This window comes from Arsenophonus sp. ENCA (genome assembly GCF_002287155.1).
GTDB classification, from domain to species: Bacteria; Pseudomonadota; Gammaproteobacteria; order Enterobacterales; family Enterobacteriaceae; genus Arsenophonus; species Arsenophonus nilaparvatae.
The window spans coordinates 1-612 of sequence record NZ_NHNG01000756.1 but is presented as its reverse complement, the minus strand read 5'-3'; the positions used below and the strand labels follow the sequence as shown (position 1 = coordinate 612).

1 protein-coding gene and 1 pseudogene are annotated in these 612 nt (G+C 39.9%); one reads left to right on the top strand and one right to left on the bottom strand.

What is annotated here, in order from left to right:
• A partial coding sequence (locus CBG25_RS19585) for a transposase (protein ID WP_290608740.1) occupies window positions 1–278 on the top strand: 278 nt, incomplete at its 5' end.
• A 122-nt stretch (window positions 279–400) separates the two neighbouring features.
• Here the strand turns inward: CBG25_RS19585 and CBG25_RS19580 are convergent.
• Window positions 401–612, bottom strand: a pseudogene (locus tag CBG25_RS19580) (hypothetical protein); the annotation flags it as partial.

Below are 612 nucleotides of genomic sequence, written 5' to 3'. Positions count from 1 at the left end.
AAATCTTGAATCAGCGAAAGAGCATGGTTGAACCTGTGTTTTCAGCATTGCGGGGAATTCAGGGTTTGGAACGTTTCCGGCGTAAGGGATTATTAGCGGTAAAGCTCGAATTTACCCTGCATGCAATGGCCTATAACTTATCAAGAGCGGTTGCTCTGATATTATGGATGATTTTCAGTCTATTATTTGTACAAACTAAAATCAGAAAAAGAGAAAATCTGCACGGTGGGATATTGTTGAAAAAAAAAATTCCACCCCTTTTGCGACAGCCTCGATAGAGCGGGTATTGAAGAGAGACCCGCTGAGGCTGATCTTAAGCAACAACCCGGTCATTTTGAAATTGATACTGTATTTGGTAAAGATCAGAAGTCATTCTTACTGACACGAGTTTCGCACAAAACTAATTTGGGTACGCTAATAAAACACGGATGTGCTCAGCAATAGCATTTTTGATTACGTCCCAATTTTGTTGATAAAGGGTTATTTTTTCAGATATACGACGTTTATGTTGTTCAAACCACGCAGAAATAGCGAGAAAAATATGATTTCTTTGCGCTCGGCTCGTGCGAGCCTGACAGCGTTCAATACCACAATTTTGTTTAACTTCTCGAT